Genomic DNA, 19,370 nt, shown 5'->3' on the forward strand with positions numbered 1-19,370 from the left:
TATCCAGCTCCTCCAAAAGCTTCGCGTGACATAGACACCGCGTGTCCCGTCGGGTCAAGCAGATGCCTTGCGCGGTCTTCGCGCCCGTCGGGGTGCCTCCCGGCGCGAGCATGGCACAGCGGGAGCGGCTTTTGCGAGGCGGGGCCGTCTCAGCGGATGCCGAAGGTGAAGCTCATCTCGGCGCGGCGGGTCTCGCCCGGGCGCAGCACCGGGCTCTGCGCGCCCCAGCTTTCGGGCATGTTGATCGCGTCGGGCCAGATCTGCGGCTCGAGGCAGATGGCGTCATGCTTGCGCGCGGCGTATCCGCCCTTGGCCGGCACCGAGCCGTCGAGAAAGTTGCCGGTATAGACCTGCAACCCCGGCAGGTTGGTGGTCATCCGCATGAGCCGTCCGCTCACCGCGTCATGCAGCTCGATCTCGCCAGGATCGAGGCAGAGGCAATGGTCGTAGCCGTCGAGCGCCCCCGAACGCACCGCGGTGAGCGGCTGCCGCCCTTCGCGGAAGTCGAAGGGGCTGGCACCGACCGGCGCGACGCCGGTGGGGATGAGCGCGTCGTCCACCGTCAGGTAGCGCGACGCGGGCACCTTCAGCCGGTACTCGAGCGCCGAGCGCGGCCGCCCCGGCAGCGCCGAGAGCCCCGCCAGCGCGAAGAAGCTGTGGTTGGTCATCGAGACGATGGTCGGCGCCTCGGTCTCGGCCTCGTAGGTGAGGCTGAGGCAGGGGCCGGCCGGTGTCTCGCGCAGCGCGTAGATGGCACGGGCGGTCAACGTGCCCGGAAAACCCTGGTCCCCCGCATGGCTCACCATCTCGAGCGTCACCGAGCAGTCTCCCAATTCGGAGACTGCCCAGTTGCGCCGGTCGAAGCCGTCGGGTCCGCCGTGCAGCGTGGTCGGCCCCTCGTTCTGCGCCAATTGGTGGGTATAGCCGTCGAGCTCGAACCGCCCGCCTGCGATGCGGTTTGCAAAGCGCCCCACCGAGGCGCCGAAGAACATGCGGTTGTCGACGTAGGCCTTCAGGTCGTCGAAGCCGAGCACGATGTCGTCCACCCGGCCGTCTCGGTCGGGCACCTGCAGCGATTTCAACGTGGCACCGTAGGTGAGCACCTCGGCGCTCACCGCGCCCGCGCGGAGCACGATGCGCTCGACCGGAGTGCTCGAGCGGACATGGCCGAAGGGATGGCGCTCAGGGATTGTCATGGAAGGCCTCGACGCGGGTCTGGGCGCCCAGCAGGAAGGCATCGGCCACCAGTTGCAGCGGCGCGAGGTCGACATCGGACTCGCCCGCCGCGATCAGCTCGGCGAAACGGGCGTAGAGACGGCGGTACTCGCGGTCCTCGGCCGAGATACGGGGCTCGCCGCCGACGAAGAGCTTCGCCCCGCCCTCGCGCAGAAGAACGTCGGGCCCGTCGGTCTCGACGAGGATGTCCCAGGTCTGCGGGCCGGTCTGGCGCCAGTCGAACTCGGCCGCGACGGGCGCGCCGGAGGCGGTTTCCATCTCGAGCTTCGCGGCGATGGGGGCCTGCTTGTTCTCGGGCACTTCGAGCTGCGCGGAAACGGGGTGCACCGGGTCGGGCAGGATGCGCGTCAGGATCGACAGCGCGTTGATGCCAGGATCGAAGACGCCGAGCCCGCCCGGCTGCCAGATCCATTCCTGCCCCGGATGCCAGTGGCGCACGTCTTCTTTCCAGGTGATCGTCGCGCGCTTGACCCTTGCGCCGGCCAGCAGTTCGCGCGCCTCCTCGACCGCCGCCGCCTCGCGCGAGTGCCAGGTGGCAAAGAGCGTCACGCCCTTCTCGCGCGCCAGCCGCGCCAGCCCCTCGACCTCCGAAACGCTGGCGCCCGGCGGCTTCTCCAGCATTACGTGCTTGCCCGCGTTGATCGCCGCCGCCGCCTGGGCAAAACGGCCCTGCGGCGGGGTGCAGAGAGAAACGGCCTGCAGGCCGGGCTCCTTCGCCAGCATCTCATCGATGTCGTGGTAGGAGGGCAGCGTCTCATGCCCGGCGTGGCGACTGGCGATGGCGGCAAGCTGCAGCGCCGGAACGTCCTCGAGCGAGGGCAGGTGCTGGTTGCGCGCAATGGTGCCAAGGCCGACGAGGCCGAGCTGGATCGGATCGCTCATCAGGCGTCTCCCATATCGAGGATGAAGGCCGGCTCCGCCTTGCCCTGCCCCGCGCCGGGTTCGGCGAAGAGCGCGCCGGAGTGCGGTGCCTCCGCCAGCGCCTTGGCGCCAAGACCCTGCGTCGCGGTGGTGCAGTAGAGCGTCGTGAACTCCGGCCCGCCGAAGGCCGGGCAGGTGCTGTGGGGCGCGTCCATCTCGTGGCGCGCGCCGAAGCTGCCGTCAGGCGCGACCTCGATCACCGCGCCCTCTCCCCAGAGCGCCACCCAGAGCGTGCCCCCCGCATCCGTCACCGCGCCGTCGGGACTGAGCCCGGCGTGGCTGAAGTCGACGAAGACCTCGGGCGCCTCTGTGGGCCAGCCCGCCTCGTCCAGCGCGACGCGGAACAGCAGCCGCGCGTCGGTGTCGGCGAAGTAGCCGCAGCCCCGCGCCGCATCGAAGCAGATTGCGTTGGGGATAGAGATTCCGTCGGCGATGGTCCGCAGCTGGCCGCCATGATGGCGGTAGATCGCCCCGGCATGCGGCTCGGCATTCTTGCCCATGGTGCCGATCCAGAAGCCGCCCCAGGGATCCGCCCGCCCGTCGTTCGACCGGGTCGCGGGGTTGTCCGCCTCGAGATCCGCGAGGTGCCCGAAGTCGCCGGTGCCGAGGTCATAGGTCCAGAGCCCGGTCTCGGAGGCGATCAAAAGCCGGTCCCGGTCGATCCAGGCCGCCGCCGAGCACATGTCGGTCAGCGGCACGGCCCGGGTGTGGCCGGAGGCCGGGTGGTGCGACAGCAGCCGCCTGCCGGTGATGTCGAACCAGAACAACTCGTCCCGCAGGGGGTGCCAGAGCACCCCCTCGCCAAGCGCGCAGATCCGGGCGTCGAAGACCTCCATCAGTGGCTGTCCTTACCCACGTCGTTGCCCCGGCAGCCCTTGAGGAAGTCGAGGTCCGCGCCGGTGTCGGCGCCCTCGACATGGCTCTGGTGCAGCCAGGCGTAGCCGGATCCGGGCAGATCATGCGTCGGCTTCCACGCGGCGAGCCGTGCCTCCAGTTCCGCGTCTGGGATGTCGAGATGCAGGCGGCGGCTTTCCACGTCGAGCTCGATCATGTCACCGTTCTGCACGACCGCCAGAGGCCCTCCCGCCGCCGCCTCGGGCGAGGTGTGCAGGATCACCGTGCCGTAGGCGGTGCCCGACATGCGCGCGTCGGAGATGCGGATCATGTCGGTGATGCCCTTCTTCAGCACCTTGGGCGGAAGGCCCATGTTGCCGACCTCGGCCATGCCCGGATAGCCCTTGGGCCCGCAGTTCTTCAGAACCATGATGCAGGTCTCGTCGATGTCGAGCGCCTCGTCGTTGATCTTGGCCTTGTAGTCGTCGATGTCCTCGAAGACCACGGCGCGGCCCTTGTGCTTCAGCAGGTGCTCCGAAGCCGCAGAGGGCTTCAGCACCGCGCCCTTGGGCGCGAGGTTGCCGCGCAGCACGGCGATGCCGCCCTGCTGGGTCAGCGCCTTCTCGAGCGGCAGGATAACGTCCTCGTTGTGGTTCACCACGTCCTTGACCTCGTCCCAGATGCTCTGCCCCGAGACCGTCAGCGCATCCTTGTGAAGCTGGCCGCTCTCGCCAAGGCGCTTGAGCACCACCGGCAGGCCGCCGGCGTAGAAGAATTCCTCCATCAGGTATTTGCCCGAGGGCATGAGGTTGACGATGGTCGCCACGTCCCGCCCGCAGCGGTCCCAGTCGTCGAGCGTCAGGTCGACGCCGACCCGGCCCGCCAGCGCCAACATGTGGATCACCGCGTTGGTCGAGCCGCCGATCGCACCATTGGTGCGAATGGCGTTCTCGAAGGCTTCCTTGGTCAGGATGTCCGACGGCTTCAGGTCGTCCTTGACCATCTGCACGATGCGGCGGCCCGAAAGCTGCGCCATCACGCGGCGGCGGCTGTCCACCGCCGGGATCGCGGCGTTGCCGGATAGCGCCATGCCGAGCGCCTCGGCCATCGACGCCATCGACGACGCCGTGCCCATGGTGTTGCAGGTGCCCGAGGAGCGGGACATCGACTGCTCCGCCTCGAGGAACTCCTCCTGCGTCATCTCGCCGGCCTTCACCATCTCCGAGAACTTCCACAGATGAGTGCCCGAGCCGACGCGCTCGCCCTGGAAATAGCCGTTCAGCATCGGCCCGCCGGTGACCACGATGGAGGGCACATCACACGACGCGGCGGCCATCATCAGCGAGGGCGTGGTCTTGTCGCAGCCGACCATCAGCACCGCGCCGTCGATCGGCTGGCCGCGGATGGTCTCCTCGATGGCCAGCGCCGCGAGGTTGCGGAACATCATCGCCGTGGGGCGGAAGGTGTTCTCGGAGGCCGAGAACACCGGCACCTCGACCGGGAAGCCACCGGCCTCCCAGACGCCCGCCTTCACCTTTTCCGCCAGCTCGCGCAGGTGGCCATTGCAGGGGGTGAGGTCGGACCAGGTGTTGAGGATGCCGATAATCGGCCGCCCGTCGAACAGGTCATGCGGGTAGCCCTGGTTCTTCAGCCAGCCGCGGTGGTAGATCGTGTCGCGCGAATTGCCCGAGTACCAATGCGTCGAGCGCAGCTTGCGGGGCCAGGGGGCGGGGGTGAAATCCTTGACGGACATGGGTGGCTCCAGAGCGGCTGTAGTGAGGGGCCGAGCGCGCGGCTCAGCCCTGTTTCGATTTGTTGTAGACGTCGAAGATCACGGCGGCGAGCAGCACGAGGCCCTTGATCATCTGCTGGTAGTCGATGCCGATGCCCATGATCGACATGCCGTTGTTCATCACGCCCATGATGAAGGCGCCGACCACGGCCCCGACGATCTTGCCCGAGCCGCCCGCCATCGACGCGCCGCCGATGAAGACCGCCGCGATCACGTCGAGCTCCATGCCGAAGCCCGCCTTGGGGGTCGCGGTGTTGAGACGCGCAGCGAAGACGAGGCCCGCCAGCGCCGCCAGCACCCCCATGTTGACGAAGGCGAGGAAGGTCAGACGCTCGGTTTTGATACCCGAGAGCTTGGCCGCCTTGCGGTTGCCGCCGAGCGCGTAGATGCGGCGGCCGATCACCGTCTTCTGGGTGATGAAGGCATAGATCACGATCAGCACGCCCATGGTGACCAGCACGTTGGGCAGGCCCCGGAAGGTGGCGATCTTGAAGGTCAGGAAGAGCAGCGCGCCGCAGACGATGGCGTTGCGCACCCAGAAGAAGTTCGCGGGCTCGCCCTCGATCCCATAGGCCTTGTCGCGGGCGCGCTCGCGCAGGCCGAGCCAGACGATGGTCACCGCGGCGATGATGCCGACGCCCATGGCCAGCAGGTTGAAGTTGCGCGAGCCAGCGATCTCGGCCAACCCGGCGGTCATCTCGCGCGGGAAGATGTCCGGCACGAACCCGGTCGAGAGCATCTGGAAGCTCGGCGGGAAGGGGCCCACGGACTGGCCTTCGAGCAGCCAGAGCGAGGCGCCGCGGAACACCAGCATCCCCGCCAGCGTCACGATGAACGAGGGGATCGACCAGTAGGCCACCCAGTAGCCCTGCGCCGCGCCGATGAGGCCACCGACGACGAGACAGGCGAGGATGGTCAGGGGCACGGACCAGCCCCAGTGCACAATCATCACCGCCGCCAGCGCGCCGATGAATCCGAGCACCGAGCCGACCGAGAGGTCGATGTTGCCCGAGACGATGACGATGAGCATCCCCAGCGCCATGATGATGACGTAGCTGTTCTGCAGGAACAGGTTAGTGATGTTCACCGGGCGCAGCAGCGTGCCGCCGGTCACCGCCTGGAAGAACACCATGATGGCAATGAGCGCGAAGAGCAGGCCGTATTCGCGCATGTGGTTGCGCAGGTAGTGCTTCAGGCCCTGGCCCTCGGACTGCCCTGCGGTTTCTGCCGTTTGAGTGGACATGTCCCCTCCCCTCTCACTCGCTGACGATGAGCGACATGATGCGCTCCTGGCTGGCTTCCTCGGCGGAGAGTTCCCCGACGAAAGCGCCTTCGTTCATGACATAGATGCGGTCGCACATGCCCAAGAGTTCGGGCATCTCCGACGAGATCATCACGACGGCTTTTCCTTCGGCGGAGAGCTCGTTGATGATCGAGTAGATTTCGTATTTCGCCCCGACGTCGATGCCGCGCGTGGGCTCGTCGAGGATCAGCACCTCGGGCTCGGTGAAGAGCCACTTGGCCAGCACGACCTTCTGCTGGTTGCCGCCCGAGAGGTTGCCGACCTTCTGCATCACCGTCGGCGTGCGCGTGGCCAGCGCCTTGCGGTAGCGCTCGGCGACATCGGTTTCCTCGGCCTCGTTCAGTACGCCCCTCTCGGACACGCCGTTCAGATTGGCGAGGGTGGTGTTGAAGCGGATGCTCTCGTCGAGGATCAGCCCCAGCGACTTGCGATCCTCGGTCACATAGGCGAGCCCGTTGTCGATGGCCCGGTCAACCTTGGACACGTCGATCGGCTTGCCGTGCAGCGACACCTCGCCCGAGATGCCCCTGCCCCAGCTCTGGCCGAAAATGGACATCGCCAGCTCGGTGCGGCCAGAGCCCATGACCCCCGCGATGCCGACCACCTCGCCGGCGCGGACGTTGAAACTGATGTTCTTGATGACCTGCCGCTCGGCGTGCTCGGGGTGCCAGACGTTCCAGTCCTTCACCGCCATCACCACCTCGCCGGCGCGGCGGGTGCGGTCGGGGTAGCGCTGCGACATGTCGCGGCCCACCATGTCCCGCACGATGCGGTCCTCCGAGAGCCCCTGCGAGGCGTCGAGCTCCGAGACCGCCATGCCGTCGCGGATCACCGTCACGGTGTCGGCGACGTAGCGCACCTCGTTGAGCTTGTGGGAAATGATGATGCAGGTGACGCCCTGTGCCTTCAGCTCGAGCATCAGGTCAAGCAGCTTGCGGCTGTCGTTCTCCTGCAGCGCCGCCGTCGGCTCGTCGAGGATCAGCAGCTTCACATCCTTGGACAGCGCCTTGGCGATCTCGACCAGCTGCTGCTTGCCCACCCCGATGCTGTCGACCAGCGTGCCCGGCGCGTCGCGCAGGCCGACCTTGGCGAGCAGCTCCTCGGTGCGGCGGAAGGTCTCCTGCCACTGGATCACGCCGCCAGTCTGCCGCTCGTTGCCGAGGAAGATATTCTCGGCGATCGAGAGCTGCGGCACCAACGCCAGTTCCTGGTGGATGATGACGATGCCGCGGTCTTCGCTGTCGCGCAGCGTCTTAAACTCGGCGAGCTGACCGGCGTAATGGATTTCCCCGTCGTAGCTGCCCACGGGATAGACCCCGGAAAGCACCTTCATCAGGGTCGACTTGCCGGCACCGTTCTCACCGCAGATCGCGTGGATCTCGCCTTCGCGGACCTGGAGGTTCACCTGGTCGAGCGCCTTCACCCCCGGGAACTCCTTGGTGATACCGCGCATCTCGAGCAGAAGAGTCATGACCCGTACCTGCCTTGTATGAAGTGAAGGTCGGGGGAGGCCCGAGGGCCTCCCCCAATTCAGCGCCCCGGGAGCAAATGGGGCGCTCGGGAGGACCGCTTACTTGATCTGGTCTTCGGTATAGTAGCCGGAGCCGATCAGCACTTCTTCCCAGTTCGAGGCGTCGACGGGGACGGGCTCGAGCAGGTAGGACGGAACGACCTTCACGCCGTTGTCGTAGGTCTCGGTGTCGTTGATCTCGGGCTCGGAGCCTTCCATCAGCGCGTTGACCATGCCGACGGTGACGCGGGCCAGCTCGCGGGTGTCCTTGAAGATGGTCGAGTACTGCTCGCCGGCGAGGATCGACTTGACCGACTGAACTTCCGCGTCCTGACCGGTGACGATCGGCATCTTCAGATCGCCCGAGCCATAGCCGACGCCCTTGAGCGACGACAGGATGCCGATGGACAGGCCATCGTAGGGCGCGAGCACACCGTGCACGTCCTTGTCGGTGTAGTTGGCCGACAGGATGTTATCCATGCGCGCCTGCGCGACCGCGCCATCCCAGCGCAGCGTGCCGACCTTGTCCATGCCCATCTGGCCGGACTGCACGACGATGTCGCCGCTGTCGATCAGCGGCTGCAGCACCGACATGCCGCCGTTGTAGAAGAAGTAGGCGTTATTGTCGTCCGGCGAGCCGCCGAAGAGTTCCACGTTCCACGGCTTGCTGTCCGGGAAGCGCTCGTTCAGGCCCTCGACCAGCGAGGTCGCCTGCTGCACGCCGACCTTGAAGTTGTCGAAGGTGGCGTAATAGTCGACGTCGCCGCTGTCGCGGATCAGCCGGTCATAGGCGACGATGCGCACGCCCGAGGCGGCGGCATTGGCCAGCGCGTTCGACAGGGTGGTGCCGTCGATGGCGGCGATCACCAGCACGTCGACGCCCTTGGTCACCATGTTCTCGATCTGTGCGAGCTGGTTGGGGATGTCGTCTTCGGCGTATTGCAGATCGGTGCCGTAGCCGGCCTCCTCGAGCTGCTTGACCATGTTGTTGCCGTCGTCGATCCAGCGCGCCGAACTCTTGGTCGGCATGGCGATGCCAACGGTACCCTTGTCCTGCGCGAAGGCCGCGCTGGAAAGCGCAACGAGGCTTACCGCGAGCGCACCCGCGAGTTTCTTCAGTTTCATCGGTATCCTCCCGTTGAGGGGGCGTCTCCCGCACCCCGCTAGTCCCCTTGGGGAACGTCAAAAGTCCTACTTAATGGTGACATACCGAACAAATACCAATATTGGTCATCCGCATAACTTTAATGGTATGCGCTATGTCCGAGCTGCTGAGAAACCTGCGCCCCGCGCAGATCCGCCTGATCGCCGCGATCGCCGAACACGGGCAACTGCAGGTCGCCGCCACCGCCTGCCGGATGACCCAGCCCGGCGCCTCGCGGATGCTGGCCGAGCTCGAGAGGGCCATCGGTGCGCGGCTGTTCCAGCGCACGCCCAAGGGGATGGAGCCCACGCCTACCGGCGCACTGCTGGCCCAGCACGCCCGGCGGATCGAGCATGACCTGCGCCGCATGGCCGAGGATTTCGATGACCTGCACTCCGGCCTCGGCGGCACGGTGCGCGTCGGCGCGGTGACCGGCCCGGCGCTCGGCCAGCTGGTGCCGCAGGTGCAGCGGCTGAAGGCGCTTTCCAGCTCCGTTGACATCTCGATCGAGGTCGCGCCCTCGGTGGCGCTGGTGCAGGCGCTGGAGCGCGGCGAGCTCGATTTCGCCCTCGCCCGCCTGCCGCCGCAGGTCAACGAGCGTGACTTTATCCTCGAGCCGGCGCGCGACGAGATCGTGCAGCTTCTGGTGCGCGAAGGCCATCCGAAGCTCGGGCGCAGCCCGGTCGCCATCGCCGACCTGCACGGCACCCGCTGGATCCTGCAGCAGCGCGGCGCGCCGATCCGCGCCGCCATCGAAACCGCCTTCCATGACGAGGGGATGACCTCCCCGCCGGATGTGATCACCACCTCCTCGCTACTGGCGATCATCGCGCTGCTGAAGGATTCCGACGCCGTCGCGCCCATGTCGCAGGAGGTCATCGACCTCATGCTGGAGCCGCCGGTCTCGGCCGAGTTGCGCCGCCTCCAGTTGAACCGGCTGCTGACGGTCGAGCCCTACCTGATCATCCAGGCGCGGGGGCGGCACATCTCGAAGGCGGCGGAGCGGCTGCTCGGCATGGTGCAGGAAAGCATTCGGAGTTTCTGAGGGCATTCCCGACTTCGGGAAATCTTCCCATCCGCATTTCACCCCGCCCGGCGCACGCCTCCGGCGGGGGCATCCATCACCACCTTCTCCATGCAGGCACGCGCCCGTTCGGGCACCCCGGCGCGGATCGCGTCGACAATGGCGCGGTGCTTCTCGACGCTGCGCGCCAGATCGCCCGGCTCGCGCGCCTCCTCGGCCTCGGCGATGAGCTGCGAGTAGAGCGCCGCCTGCACCAGATCGCCCAGCGACTGCAGGAAACGGTTGTCCGAAAGCTGCAGGATCAGCTTGTGGAACTCCAGATCCGCCATGGCGAAGGCCGTGCGGCTGCCGGCCTGCGCCAGCGCCTCGCAGCTTGCCTCGAGCCGCGCGTGTTCCGCCGGTCCCGCCCGCTCGGCCACCAGCGCCGCCGCCGAGGGCTCGATGATCAGCCGTATCTCGTTGAGGTCGGCGACGAAACGCCCCGGCGTCTTCTGCTCGGAATGCCAGCGCAGCACGTCGGGGTCGAACATGTTCCACTCGGACGAGGGCTGCACCCGCGTGCCGACCTTGGCCTTCGAGGCCAGCATGCCCTTGGCGATCAGCGTCTTCTTCGCCTCACGGATGACCGTGCGCGAGACGCCGAACATCTCTTCGAGGTCCGGGTCGAGCGGGATCATCGCGCGCTCGGGGTATTCCCCGGCGACGATGGCAAGACCAAGCTGGTCCACCACGTGGGTGGTATGGCTTTGGGCGCGGTCCGAGAACCCGCCGCCCGCCGTCAATGTCATGATCGCGCGTCTGATGCGGTCAGAAGCCTTATGCGCGCCGTCGTTGCCCAACCCAAACCCTTCTGCAGCATGATGAAGGCGAAGAGCAGGCCCCCGATCACGATCTTCGTCCACCAGCTCGAAAGCGTGCCGTCGAAGACGATATACGTCTGTATCAGCCCCATGATCAGAATGCCAAAGAAAGTGCCCGCGACAAATCCGCTGCCACCGCTCAGGAGCGTCCCCCCCGATGACCACCGCGGCGATCGCGTCGAGCTCGACGCCGACGGTCGCCAGCGAGTATCCCGCCGAGGTGTAGAGCGTGTAGACGATCCCTGCGAGACCGGCCAGACCGCCCGAGACGGCGTAGATTCCGATGGTCGTCCGCGCCCGCGGCACCCCCATGAGCTGCGCCGTCTGCGCCGAGCCGCCGATGGCATAGACGTTCTGGCCAAAGCGCGTGCGGTGCAGGACGATCATCGCCAGCGCATAGGTCAGCAGCATCAGCCCGCCGGTGAGGCGGAACCGCCCGCCGCCCGGGGCCTTCCAGTAGAGCGACTGAAGCCAGTCGTAGAATTCGTGAGTGATCGGCACGGACTCGGTCGAGAGCACGTAGGCCAGCCCGCGCATCAGGAACATGCCCGCGAGCGTGACGATGAAGGGCGGCATCTCGAGGTAATGGATGATCCCGCCCATGGCCGCGCCGAAGCCGGTGGTGATCACCAGCACCAGCGCGAAGGCGACCAGCGGGTGAATGGATGTGTCGCGCAGGATCACCGCGAGGAAGACCCCGGTGAAGGCGATGACCGAGCCGACCGAGAGGTCGATGCCCCCCGACAGGATCACGAAGGTCATGCCGACGGCGGTGATCCCGAGGAAGGCGTTGTCGGTCAGCAGGTTCGCCACAACCCGCGTGGACAGCATCGCCGGGAACTGCACCGCGCAGAGCGCGAAGGCCAGAACGAAGGTGGCAAGCGTGATGTACAGCGGAAGCTTGGTGGACTGGCTCATGACTGGCCCTTCTCTGGACGGGTCCGCGGCGCGGCGCGGGACGGGCGCTCGCGCAGGACGGGGCCCGTCGAGGCGCGCAGCAGGTAGAGGCTGTGGCGCACGCGCGGGCTCTGGATGACGAGGATGGCGATGATGATCAGCGCCTTGATGACGAGGTTGAACTCCACCGGCATGCCCGAGAGCAGGATCAGCGCGTTCACCCCCTGGATGATCAGCGCGCCCAGCAGCGAGGCGGTGATCGAGAACCGCCCGCCCAGCAGCGAATTGCCCCCGATGACCACGGCGAGGATGGCGTCGAGCTCCATCCAGAGCCCGGCGTTGTTGGCGTCCGCGCCCTTGATGTCGGCGGCAACGATGACGCCCGCCAGCGCGGCACAGAGCCCGGAGACGAGGTAAACCGCGATCAGCAGCACCCGCGCATTGATCCCGGCAAGGCGCGAGGAGGTCTGGTTGATCCCAACCGCCTCGATCAGCAGGCCGAGCGCAGAACGGCGGATCACAAGTCCGGTGACGCAGGCCACGGCGATCCACAACCAGATCGGTGTCGGCACGGCGGCGATGGTGCCCGCGCCGAGCCGGATCAGCCCGGGGTCGTTGAAGGTGAGGATCGCGCCCTCGGTCAGCAGTTGCGCGATGCCGCGCCCGGCGACCATGAGCACCAACGTTGCGACGATCGGCTGGATGCGGAAGATCGCCACCAGCAGCCCGTTCCACAGCCCGCAGGCCGCGCCCGCCGCCAGCGCCATGAGCACCGCCAGCGTCCAATGCGCGCCGCCGGTCACGGCCGAGGCGGCAACCGCCCCGGCAATGGCCATCACGGCCCCGACCGAAAGGTCGATGCCGCGTGTGGCGATGACCAGCGTCATGCCGGTGGCCAGAAGCGCCGTCGGCGCGCCGCGATTGAGCACGTCGATCAGGTTGCCGAAAAGCCGCCCATGTTGAAACTCGACGTGGAAGAACCCGGGGAAGACCAGAAAGTTGGCCGCCAGCACCAGTGCGAGGATGACGATCTGCGGGGTGACCCGTCTCAGCGTGGATTTCATCATGCCGCGTCCTCCGCCGCGATGGCCTCGACGATGGATTTGGTCGAGATCTCGTGGCCGGTGAGTTCACCCACCTGCCGCCGGTCCCGCAGCACGACGATGCGGCTGGAATAGGCCACCAGCTCTTCCATCTCCGAGGAGGCGACGATCAGCGCCATGCCCTTCTCGCGCAGGTCTTCGATGAGGGCGATGATCTCGGCGTGGGCGCCCACGTCGATACCACGGGTCGGCTCGTCGAGGATCAAGAGCTCGGGCTCGGTCGCCAGCCAGCGCGCCAGCAGTGCCTTCTGCTGGTTGCCACCCGAAAGCAGCCGGATCGGCATGTCGAGCGAGGCAAGGCGGATATCCAGCGCCTTCACGTAGTGCTGGGCGATCTCCTCGGCCCGGGCACGGGGAATGGGGCGGTGCCAGCCCTGCCGGGCCTGCAACGACAGGATGATGTTCTCACGCACCGAGAGGTCGCCGACGATACCGTCGGTCTTGCGGTCCTCGGGGCAGAGCGCAAAGCGGTTGCGGATCGCCTCGCGCGGATTGGAGATGCGGAGCGGCCTGCCGCGCAGCTCGGCCTTGCCTTGATCCGCCGCGACCACGCCGAAGACCACGCCCAGCGTCTCGCTGCGTCCCGATCCGAGCAGCCCGGCAAGTCCGACGACCTCGCCCTCGCGGATGTCCATGTCAAAGGGCTCGATGCTGCCGCGCTTGCCGTATCCCTTGAGCGAGAGCAGCAGCTCCCCGGGCTCGGACTGAGCACGGTGATGGGTCGCCGCCTCGAGCTGGCGGCCAAGCATCAGGGTGACGATCTCGGTCTGGCTGACATCGGCGAGCCGCCGGGTGCCCACGACCCGGCCGTTGCGCAGGATGGTTGCGCGGTCGGAGATGGCAAAGACCTGGTCGAGGAAATGGGTGATGAAGACGATGGCGAGCCCCCTGCCCTTCAGCCGCTCGATCACCGAGAACAGCAGTTGCACCTCGTCATGGTCGAGGCTGGCGGTCGGCTCGTCGAGGATCAGCACCTTGCCGGAAAGCTCGACGGCACGGGCGATGGCGACGATCTGCTGAATGGCGATGGAATAGCTGTCGAGAAGCCTCCCCGGGTCGATCTCGAGGCCGTAATCGCGCAGGATCTCGAGCGCCTCGGCGCGCATGCGGCGGTGATCGACCATGCCCCAGCGCATCGGCTGGCGCCCGAGAAAGAGGTTCTCGGCGACCGTCAGGTTCGGCAGGAGGTTCACCTCCTGATACACCGTGCCGATGCCGAGCGCCTGGCTGTCCAGCGGATCGCGCGGGTCGATCTCGGTGCCCGAGAGGGTTATGGTGCCGCCGTCGCGGGTGTAGGCCCCGGTCAGGCACTTGATTAGCGTCGATTTTCCCGCGCCATTCTCGCCCAGCAGCGCGTGCACCTCGCCAGGATAGAGCGCCAGCTCGACGTCATCGAGCGCGATCGCGCCCGGAAAGAATTTGCTGATGCCGCGCGCGTGCAGCACCGGTTCTGGCATGGCCATCCCGAAGTCCCCTCCCCTGGACAGGGTTCTGCGCCTCCCGGAACCCCCTCCGGAAGGCGCGTTGGGCAGGGGCCCTGCCCCCGCCGCGCAGCGTCAGTATCCGAGATCCTTCTTGCTCTCGTAAATGGCCGCGTTGTCGTCGTCGCTCGTGTAGAGCTTGGATTCGGTCTGGATCCACTTCGGCGGCATGGTTCCGTCCTTCCAGTAGGCTTCCAGCACGTCGAAGGCCGGGCCGGCCATGTTCGGCGTCAGCTCGACCGTGGCATTGGCCTCGCCGGCCTTCATCGCGAGGTGGATGTCGGGCACCGAGTCGATCGACACGATCTTGATGTCCTCGCCCGGCTTCAGGCCGGCTTCCTTGATCGCCTGGATCGCGCCCACGGCCATGTCATCGTTATGGGCGTAGAGCGCGCAGATGTTGGCACCGCCCTCGGACTTGAGGAAGCTCTCCATCACCACCTTGCCCTGCGCGCGGGTGAAATCGCCGGTCTGGCTGCGGGTGATCTTGAGGTTGGGCGCATCGGCGATGGCCTCTTCGAAGCCCTTCTTGCGCGAGATGGCGGGCGACGAGCCGGTGGTGCCCTGAAGCTCCACGATCGGGCACTCCTCACCGGCGACGGCTTCCTTGAGCCAGTTGCCGGCGACCATGCCCTCGTGCACCTGGTCGGAGGTGACGGCGGTCATGTAGAGATCTTCCGGCGCGTCGATGTTGCGGTCGAGCAGGATCACCGGGATGTCGGCGTCCTTGGCCTCTTCCAGCACGTCCTCCCAGCCGGTGGCGACCACGGGCGCGAGCAGGATCGCGTCGACGCCCTGCGCAACGAAGCCGCGGATCGCCTTGATCTGGTTCTCCTGCTTCTGCTGGGCGTCGGCAAACTTGAGGGTGATGCCGCGCTCCTCGGCCTGTTGCTTGGTGACCGTGGTTTCGGCGGCGCGCCAGCCGGATTCCGAGCCGATCTGGCTGAAGCCGACGGTCTCTCCCTCGGCCATGGCAACAACAGGCACAAGAATAGCGGCGCTTGCGAGCAAGCTTTTCAGAATGGTCATGATGTCCTCCCTTGGACCTCTCCTCAGGTCCTTCGGATATTAAGTATTACTTTATTACTATTGTAAAGCGCCCTGTGCGGAGGGTGAGAAGGAGTGAGCTATCTCATATGGTTAGTGAGACCATGCTGGGTGCCTCGCATGCAAGCGCGCGACTCGGGGACGTATGGAGCCTTGGCCAAGGCCGCTGGGGGCTCTGCCCCCGTCGCCGCCGAGGCGGCGCCTCCCCCGGGATACTTTGGCCTAGAAGAAAGGGGCTGGGCACGTCCTGAGGATCAGCCGGTGATCTCGATGCGGCGGAGGCCGTGGAATTCCTGAGCGGCCATGCCCTGCAGCGGGCGCAGGTGGTGGGTCAGCACGTATTGCGCGGCAAAGGCCGAGGGCGCCTTGAGCAGTAGCAGCCCTTGCTCGAAATCGTCGAAGACCAGCCCCGAGAACCAGCTGCGGTGCAGGCCCGGATCGCTCTGCGCCAGCCGCGCCAGGGTGCGCGACCAGGGGCCGCTGCCGGGCGTGGGGGCGGCCACATCCGCCGCACGGGCGCCGAAGTCGACGCGGACGACCTTTTCGCCGGTTGTGGCGGGCTCGGGCTGCTGCACCTCCATGCGGGCAGAGAAATCGGGACCGACGTTCTCCCAATGCGGTGCCGAGAGCCGGTAAACCTCGGCGTAGTTGAGCCGGTAGGCCGCCACCCTGCCCCGCACGCCGGGCCTGAGCTGGAGCAGGATCTCGGTTTTTGTCAGCCGCTTGATCTCGCGCTTCACCGTGCGCTCGTCGACCGACCAGAGCCGCGCCATCTCGCGCTGGCCGACCGTCAGCTCGTCGTTTCGCCAATTGTAGCGCGCCGTGACGATGGCCACGAGCCGCAGCATCGAGGTCTGGAATCCCGGTGACCCGTTTAGCCCGGCAAGGGCCAAGGCCGTCAAAAGGTCGTATTTCTGGGACCCTGCCTGAGGTCCCGTAAATCGTTTGAAGTCCATGTTCGTCTGCTCTGCCGCCGGTTCGGGTTCGGCTTCATTGGCCGATTCCCCATTGGCTTCGAGACTGCTCGATTTTCCCGTCGTTTGTCAATGTGGACAAAAAAGCGGGACCGGAACCCTTCTCCAAATTTATTTGGAAAAAATCGGTTCATTGGTAATGGGTGACAGGCATGGTGACACCAATATAGGGGGTGTTTGTCACCTTATCCACCATTTTGGCCCCAGAGCTGTCACCGAGTCCGTGACTTGGGTGCTGCGGAAATCCCGTAATCCTGAAAATCTTCGCCGAAATACGAGAAATGCGAACTCTGGGTTTTGCCCTTTCTGCAATTCGCGTTATTGAAGGGGTAGTAACAGAAAACACGAGCAGGCTCATGAGAGATCATTCCGACCTTCAATCCATGAACGAACGCAGCCTTGCGCAGCAGGCTGCGGTGCGCCGCGCGACCTTTTCCCCGGCCGAGGAGAAGATCCTGCGCCCCTTCTCCATCTGGGAGATCAGCCACTTCATGTTCGACGTGCCTGCGGACACGTTGCGCAAGAAGCTGGCCGACGATCCCTCGCTGCCGCAGGGCACCGTGGAAGAGGACGGGCGCCAGCGCTGGTTCTCGCTGCAGGAGATCAACGAGCTGCGCCGGCGCCTGCGCTTCCGCGGCAAGCCGCTGCTGCCCCACCGTCCCGGTGGCCGGGCGATGCGCGTCGCGGTCTCCAACTTCAAGGGCGGTGTCGGCAAGACCGTCGTGGCCCAGCACCTGGCCAATGCGGCGGCGCTCGACGGCTACCGCGTCCTGGTGATCGATTTCGATCCGCAAGCCACGATGACCCACTCCATGGGTCTGACCGAGGTGAAGGAGTGGAACACGGTCTGGGGCATCATGTGCCGCGACCTCTGCCGCGAGGCGGATCGCATCGCCGCCGCCTATGACGACCCGGCCGACTGCCCCTACCCCACCGCCGACGAGCTGCCCGAGGACGTGCAGTCGATCGGCGCGCAGCGCATCCAGGATTTCATCCAGAAGACTGCCTGGCCGACCATCGACATCATCCCCTCCTGCGCCAACGCCGCCTTCGTCGAGTTCGCCTCGGCGCAGTACCGTGCCATGCACAAGGCCTGGAGCTTCTTCGGCTGCGTGTCGCGCTACCTCGACGAGCTGCCCGAGGATCAATACGACCTCATCATCTTCGACTGCCCGCCGGCCATCGGCTACCAGTCGCTGAACGCGGCCTTCGCGGCGGACATCCTCTATATCCCCTCGGGTCCGGGCTACTGGGAGTATGACTCGACCACCAGCTTCCTCGGTCAGCTCGGCGACGCGCTCGAGGACATCTCGGACGGTTTTGCCAAGGTCGCCGAGGATGCCGGCATCCGCCTGCCCAAGCGCTTCGATGACGTGCGCCTCCTCATGACCCGCTTCGAGCAATCGAACCCGCTGCACGTCGCCATGATGGATGCCTTCCGCAATGTCTTTGGTGCCGACGTCTGCAAGCACGCCATCGAGATGACCCGTGCGGTCGAACAATCCGGCCGCTTCCAGCAGTCGGTCTACGAACAGGACTATCGGCAGATGACCCGCGAGACCTGGAAGCGGGCGCGTCAGAGCTTCGACTCCGCCTACGACGAGTTCAAGGAGGTGGTGCTGCGCGCCTGGGAAGCGAAGAACGCGAAGGAGGAGGTTGAAGCATGAGCAGCAAGAACAAGTTCGGCTTCGGCCCGATCGAGACCGCAGAGGTGAAGCCGCGCCGCCGTGACGTGGGCCCAATGGGCGCCGCAGTGCGCGAGGCGGCCAGCAGCATGACCGAGAGCACCGAGAACCTCGTCGAGCAGCGCCGCCAGAATGCCACCGATGCCAAGGCCTTCCGGCTTGCGCAGGAGGAAGGACGCGTGCTCGTCGCGATCCCGCTCGAGGACATCCGCACCGATGATCTTCCGCGCGACCGCCTTGACCTCAGCGGCGTGGCGACCTCGGACGAGATGGAGGAACTCAAGGCCTCGATCCGCGAACGTGGCCAGAAGGAGCCGATCGAAGTCTACCGCACCGAGCACGGCTACCAGTTGAAAAAGGGCTGGCGTCGGATCACTGCGCTTGAACAGCTTCTCACCGAAACCGGGGACGCGCGGTTTGCCAAGGCCATCGCGCGCGTGGCGGAAGAGGCGGGAACGCGGATCGATCTCTATATCGACATGGTCGAGGAGAACGTGATCCGCGAGGACCTGAGCTTCGCGGAGATGGCGCAGGTCGCGATCACCGCGGCGCAGGACAGCGGTCTCGACGGGATGGGCGCCGAGGAACTCGTCGGCCGCATCTATGCGTCGCTGCACAAGATGAAGCGCTCTTACATCCGCAGCTTTGTCTACCTGCTCGAGCAGCTCGACGAGGCGCTGCCGTATCCCAAGGCGGTCTCGCGCAACCTCGGTGTCGATGTGGCGCGGAAACTGCAGGCCGCGCCGGAGCGGGCAGGGGCGCTGCGCAGCGTTTTGTCGACGGTAAGCTCGGCCGAGGAACAGGCCGAGATGCTGAAGAAGTTCGTGCAGAGCGCCGAGCGGGCAGAGGCGAAGTCGCAGGACACGCCGCGGCAGCGCAGTGTGAAATACGAATTCCATGTCGGACTGTCGAAGGTCACCGCGCGCAAGGGCGAGTGCCGGATCCTCTCCGAGATCGATTTCTCCTCGGTAGACCGTAAACGGCTGCAGCGCGCGGTCGAAGCGTTCGAGGCGGCGCTGCGCGACGGGTAACCCATGGGTTACGGGGCGGGTGATGGTAACCCGACCTGAAAACAAAGGGCATGAGAGGCCGGTAACCCATGGGTTACCGGCCTTTTGCTTGGGTGGGGGGGGAGACAAAGATCAGGCGGTCTTGGCCAACGGAAGACGGTTCGAAGCGGTCTTGGTTCGCTGCATTGGAGATGGGGCGACCCTCTTTACCCGCCGTTGGTGGGCGAGGGTGCCGGGCATCTGCTGGGTGACGCGCGACTCTGGGTAACCCATGGGTTACCCAGAGTCGCGCAGCTCAGCCGGGCCATGAGTTCGGGCCTGGCCTAGCCGATCTTTGATGGGGGTGAAAACGTCTTGCGCGTGCCAGACGACGCGTGGGGCAGGGTAGGGCAGGGCGCTCAGAGCGGCAGGTTTCACCAAGCTAAACGCCAGTGAAATCCTCTCCGAAGAGTCGGGCGGCGTCTTCGAGAAATGGGCGATCCCCAACACCAAGAAATTGCCGTTCCAGAGGTGATTCGCCCTGAAATCCCTGCGAATCAGGGGTTTCAG

At 66.2% G+C, this 19,370-nt stretch carries 16 protein-coding genes; 3 read left to right on the forward strand and 13 right to left on the reverse strand.

All coding sequences use genetic code 11. The features are described from left to right. Positions 1-149 precede the first annotated feature (149 nt). The 7 genes from CLG85_RS09595 to chvE form a co-directional block, all read right to left on the reverse strand. On the reverse strand, positions 150-1,196 hold the full coding sequence (locus CLG85_RS09595; protein ID WP_095881914.1) for an aldose epimerase family protein: 1,047 nt from the start codon (positions 1,194-1,196) through the stop codon (positions 150-152). Continuing rightward, positions 1,183-2,118: a Gfo/Idh/MocA family protein gene (locus tag CLG85_RS09600; RefSeq protein ID WP_095881915.1), complete on the reverse strand. Its 936-nt coding sequence runs from the start codon at positions 2,116-2,118 to the stop codon at positions 1,183-1,185. Before CLG85_RS09600 ends, CLG85_RS09595 begins: the two co-directional genes overlap by 14 nt. Beyond that, a complete protein-coding gene (locus tag CLG85_RS09605; protein WP_095881916.1) occupies positions 2,118-2,993 on the reverse strand; it encodes an SMP-30/gluconolactonase/LRE family protein in 876 nt (291 codons plus the stop codon). The genes CLG85_RS09600 and CLG85_RS09605 overlap by 1 nt, the downstream gene beginning before the upstream one ends. Continuing rightward, positions 2,993-4,744 (reverse strand): L-arabinonate dehydratase, encoded by a 1,752-nt coding sequence (gene araD / locus CLG85_RS09610; RefSeq protein WP_095881917.1) that lies wholly within the window; start codon positions 4,742-4,744, stop codon positions 2,993-2,995. The genes CLG85_RS09605 and araD overlap by 1 nt, the downstream gene beginning before the upstream one ends. Positions 4,745-4,787: 43 nt before the next feature. Further along, a complete protein-coding gene (gene mmsB, locus CLG85_RS09615; protein WP_095881918.1) occupies positions 4,788-6,026 on the reverse strand; it encodes a multiple monosaccharide ABC transporter permease in 1,239 nt (412 codons plus the stop codon). 13 nt (positions 6,027-6,039) lie between these two features. Next, positions 6,040-7,557: a multiple monosaccharide ABC transporter ATP-binding protein gene (gene mmsA / locus CLG85_RS09620; protein WP_095881919.1), complete on the reverse strand. Its 1,518-nt coding sequence runs from the start codon at positions 7,555-7,557 to the stop codon at positions 6,040-6,042. Between the two features lie 99 nt (positions 7,558-7,656). Further along, positions 7,657-8,721, reverse strand: a complete 1,065-nt coding sequence (chvE, locus tag CLG85_RS09625; RefSeq protein WP_095881920.1) for a multiple monosaccharide ABC transporter substrate-binding protein — start codon at positions 8,719-8,721, stop codon at positions 7,657-7,659. Between the two features lie 134 nt (positions 8,722-8,855). On the opposite strand from chvE, the gene CLG85_RS09630 reads away from it, so the two are divergent. Next, on the forward strand, positions 8,856-9,785 hold the full coding sequence (locus tag CLG85_RS09630; protein ID WP_176476566.1) for a LysR family transcriptional regulator: 930 nt from the start codon (positions 8,856-8,858) through the stop codon (positions 9,783-9,785). Positions 9,786-9,823: 38 nt separating this feature from the next. Here CLG85_RS09630 and yjfF read toward each other — a convergent pair whose 3' ends face one another. From yjfF to CLG85_RS09660, 6 genes are all read right to left on the reverse strand, one after another. Next, positions 9,824-11,542, reverse strand: coding sequence for a galactofuranose ABC transporter, permease protein YjfF (yjfF, locus tag CLG85_RS09635; protein WP_260348790.1), 1,719 nt, complete (start codon positions 11,540-11,542; stop codon positions 9,824-9,826). Further along, positions 11,539-12,588 carry an ABC transporter permease gene (locus tag CLG85_RS09640; protein ID WP_260348791.1) on the reverse strand — a complete coding sequence of 350 codons (1,050 nt, stop codon included), beginning with the start codon at positions 12,586-12,588 and terminating at the stop codon, positions 11,539-11,541. Before CLG85_RS09640 ends, yjfF begins: the two co-directional genes overlap by 4 nt. Further along, complete coding sequence (locus CLG85_RS09645; RefSeq protein ID WP_235865485.1) at positions 12,585-14,087, reverse strand: sugar ABC transporter ATP-binding protein; 1,503 nt, start codon at positions 14,085-14,087, stop codon at positions 12,585-12,587. The genes CLG85_RS09640 and CLG85_RS09645 overlap by 4 nt, the downstream gene beginning before the upstream one ends. A gap of 93 nt (positions 14,088-14,180) precedes the next feature. Then, positions 14,181-15,134 carry a galactofuranose ABC transporter, galactofuranose-binding protein YtfQ gene (gene ytfQ / locus CLG85_RS09650; protein WP_095883790.1) on the reverse strand — a complete coding sequence of 318 codons (954 nt, stop codon included), beginning with the start codon at positions 15,132-15,134 and terminating at the stop codon, positions 14,181-14,183. A 272-nt stretch (positions 15,135-15,406) separates the two neighbouring features. Beyond that, positions 15,407-16,000, reverse strand: a complete 594-nt coding sequence (locus CLG85_RS09655) for a hypothetical protein (protein ID WP_235865486.1) — start codon at positions 15,998-16,000, stop codon at positions 15,407-15,409. 256 nt (positions 16,001-16,256) lie between these two features. Then, positions 16,257-16,484 carry a hypothetical protein gene (locus CLG85_RS09660; protein WP_141244686.1) on the reverse strand — a complete coding sequence of 76 codons (228 nt, stop codon included), beginning with the start codon at positions 16,482-16,484 and terminating at the stop codon, positions 16,257-16,259. On the opposite strand from CLG85_RS09660, the gene CLG85_RS09665 reads away from it, so the two are divergent. Both CLG85_RS09665 and CLG85_RS09670 read left to right on the forward strand, forming a co-directional pair. Beyond that, the gene (locus CLG85_RS09665) at positions 16,483-17,793 is read left to right on the forward strand and encodes an AAA family ATPase (protein ID WP_095883792.1); all 1,311 of its coding nucleotides are present in this window, start codon (positions 16,483-16,485) and stop codon (positions 17,791-17,793) included. The two genes, CLG85_RS09660 and CLG85_RS09665, sit on opposite strands and share 2 nt — an antisense overlap. Continuing rightward, complete coding sequence (locus CLG85_RS09670; protein ID WP_095883793.1) at positions 17,790-18,842, forward strand: ParB/RepB/Spo0J family partition protein; 1,053 nt, start codon at positions 17,790-17,792, stop codon at positions 18,840-18,842. Before CLG85_RS09665 ends, CLG85_RS09670 begins: the two co-directional genes overlap by 4 nt. The last annotated feature ends 528 nt before the right edge of the window (positions 18,843-19,370 follow it).

Source organism: Alloyangia mangrovi, assembly GCF_002300555.2.
In the GTDB taxonomy this organism is placed as follows: Bacteria; Pseudomonadota; Alphaproteobacteria; order Rhodobacterales; family Rhodobacteraceae; genus Salipiger; species Salipiger mangrovi.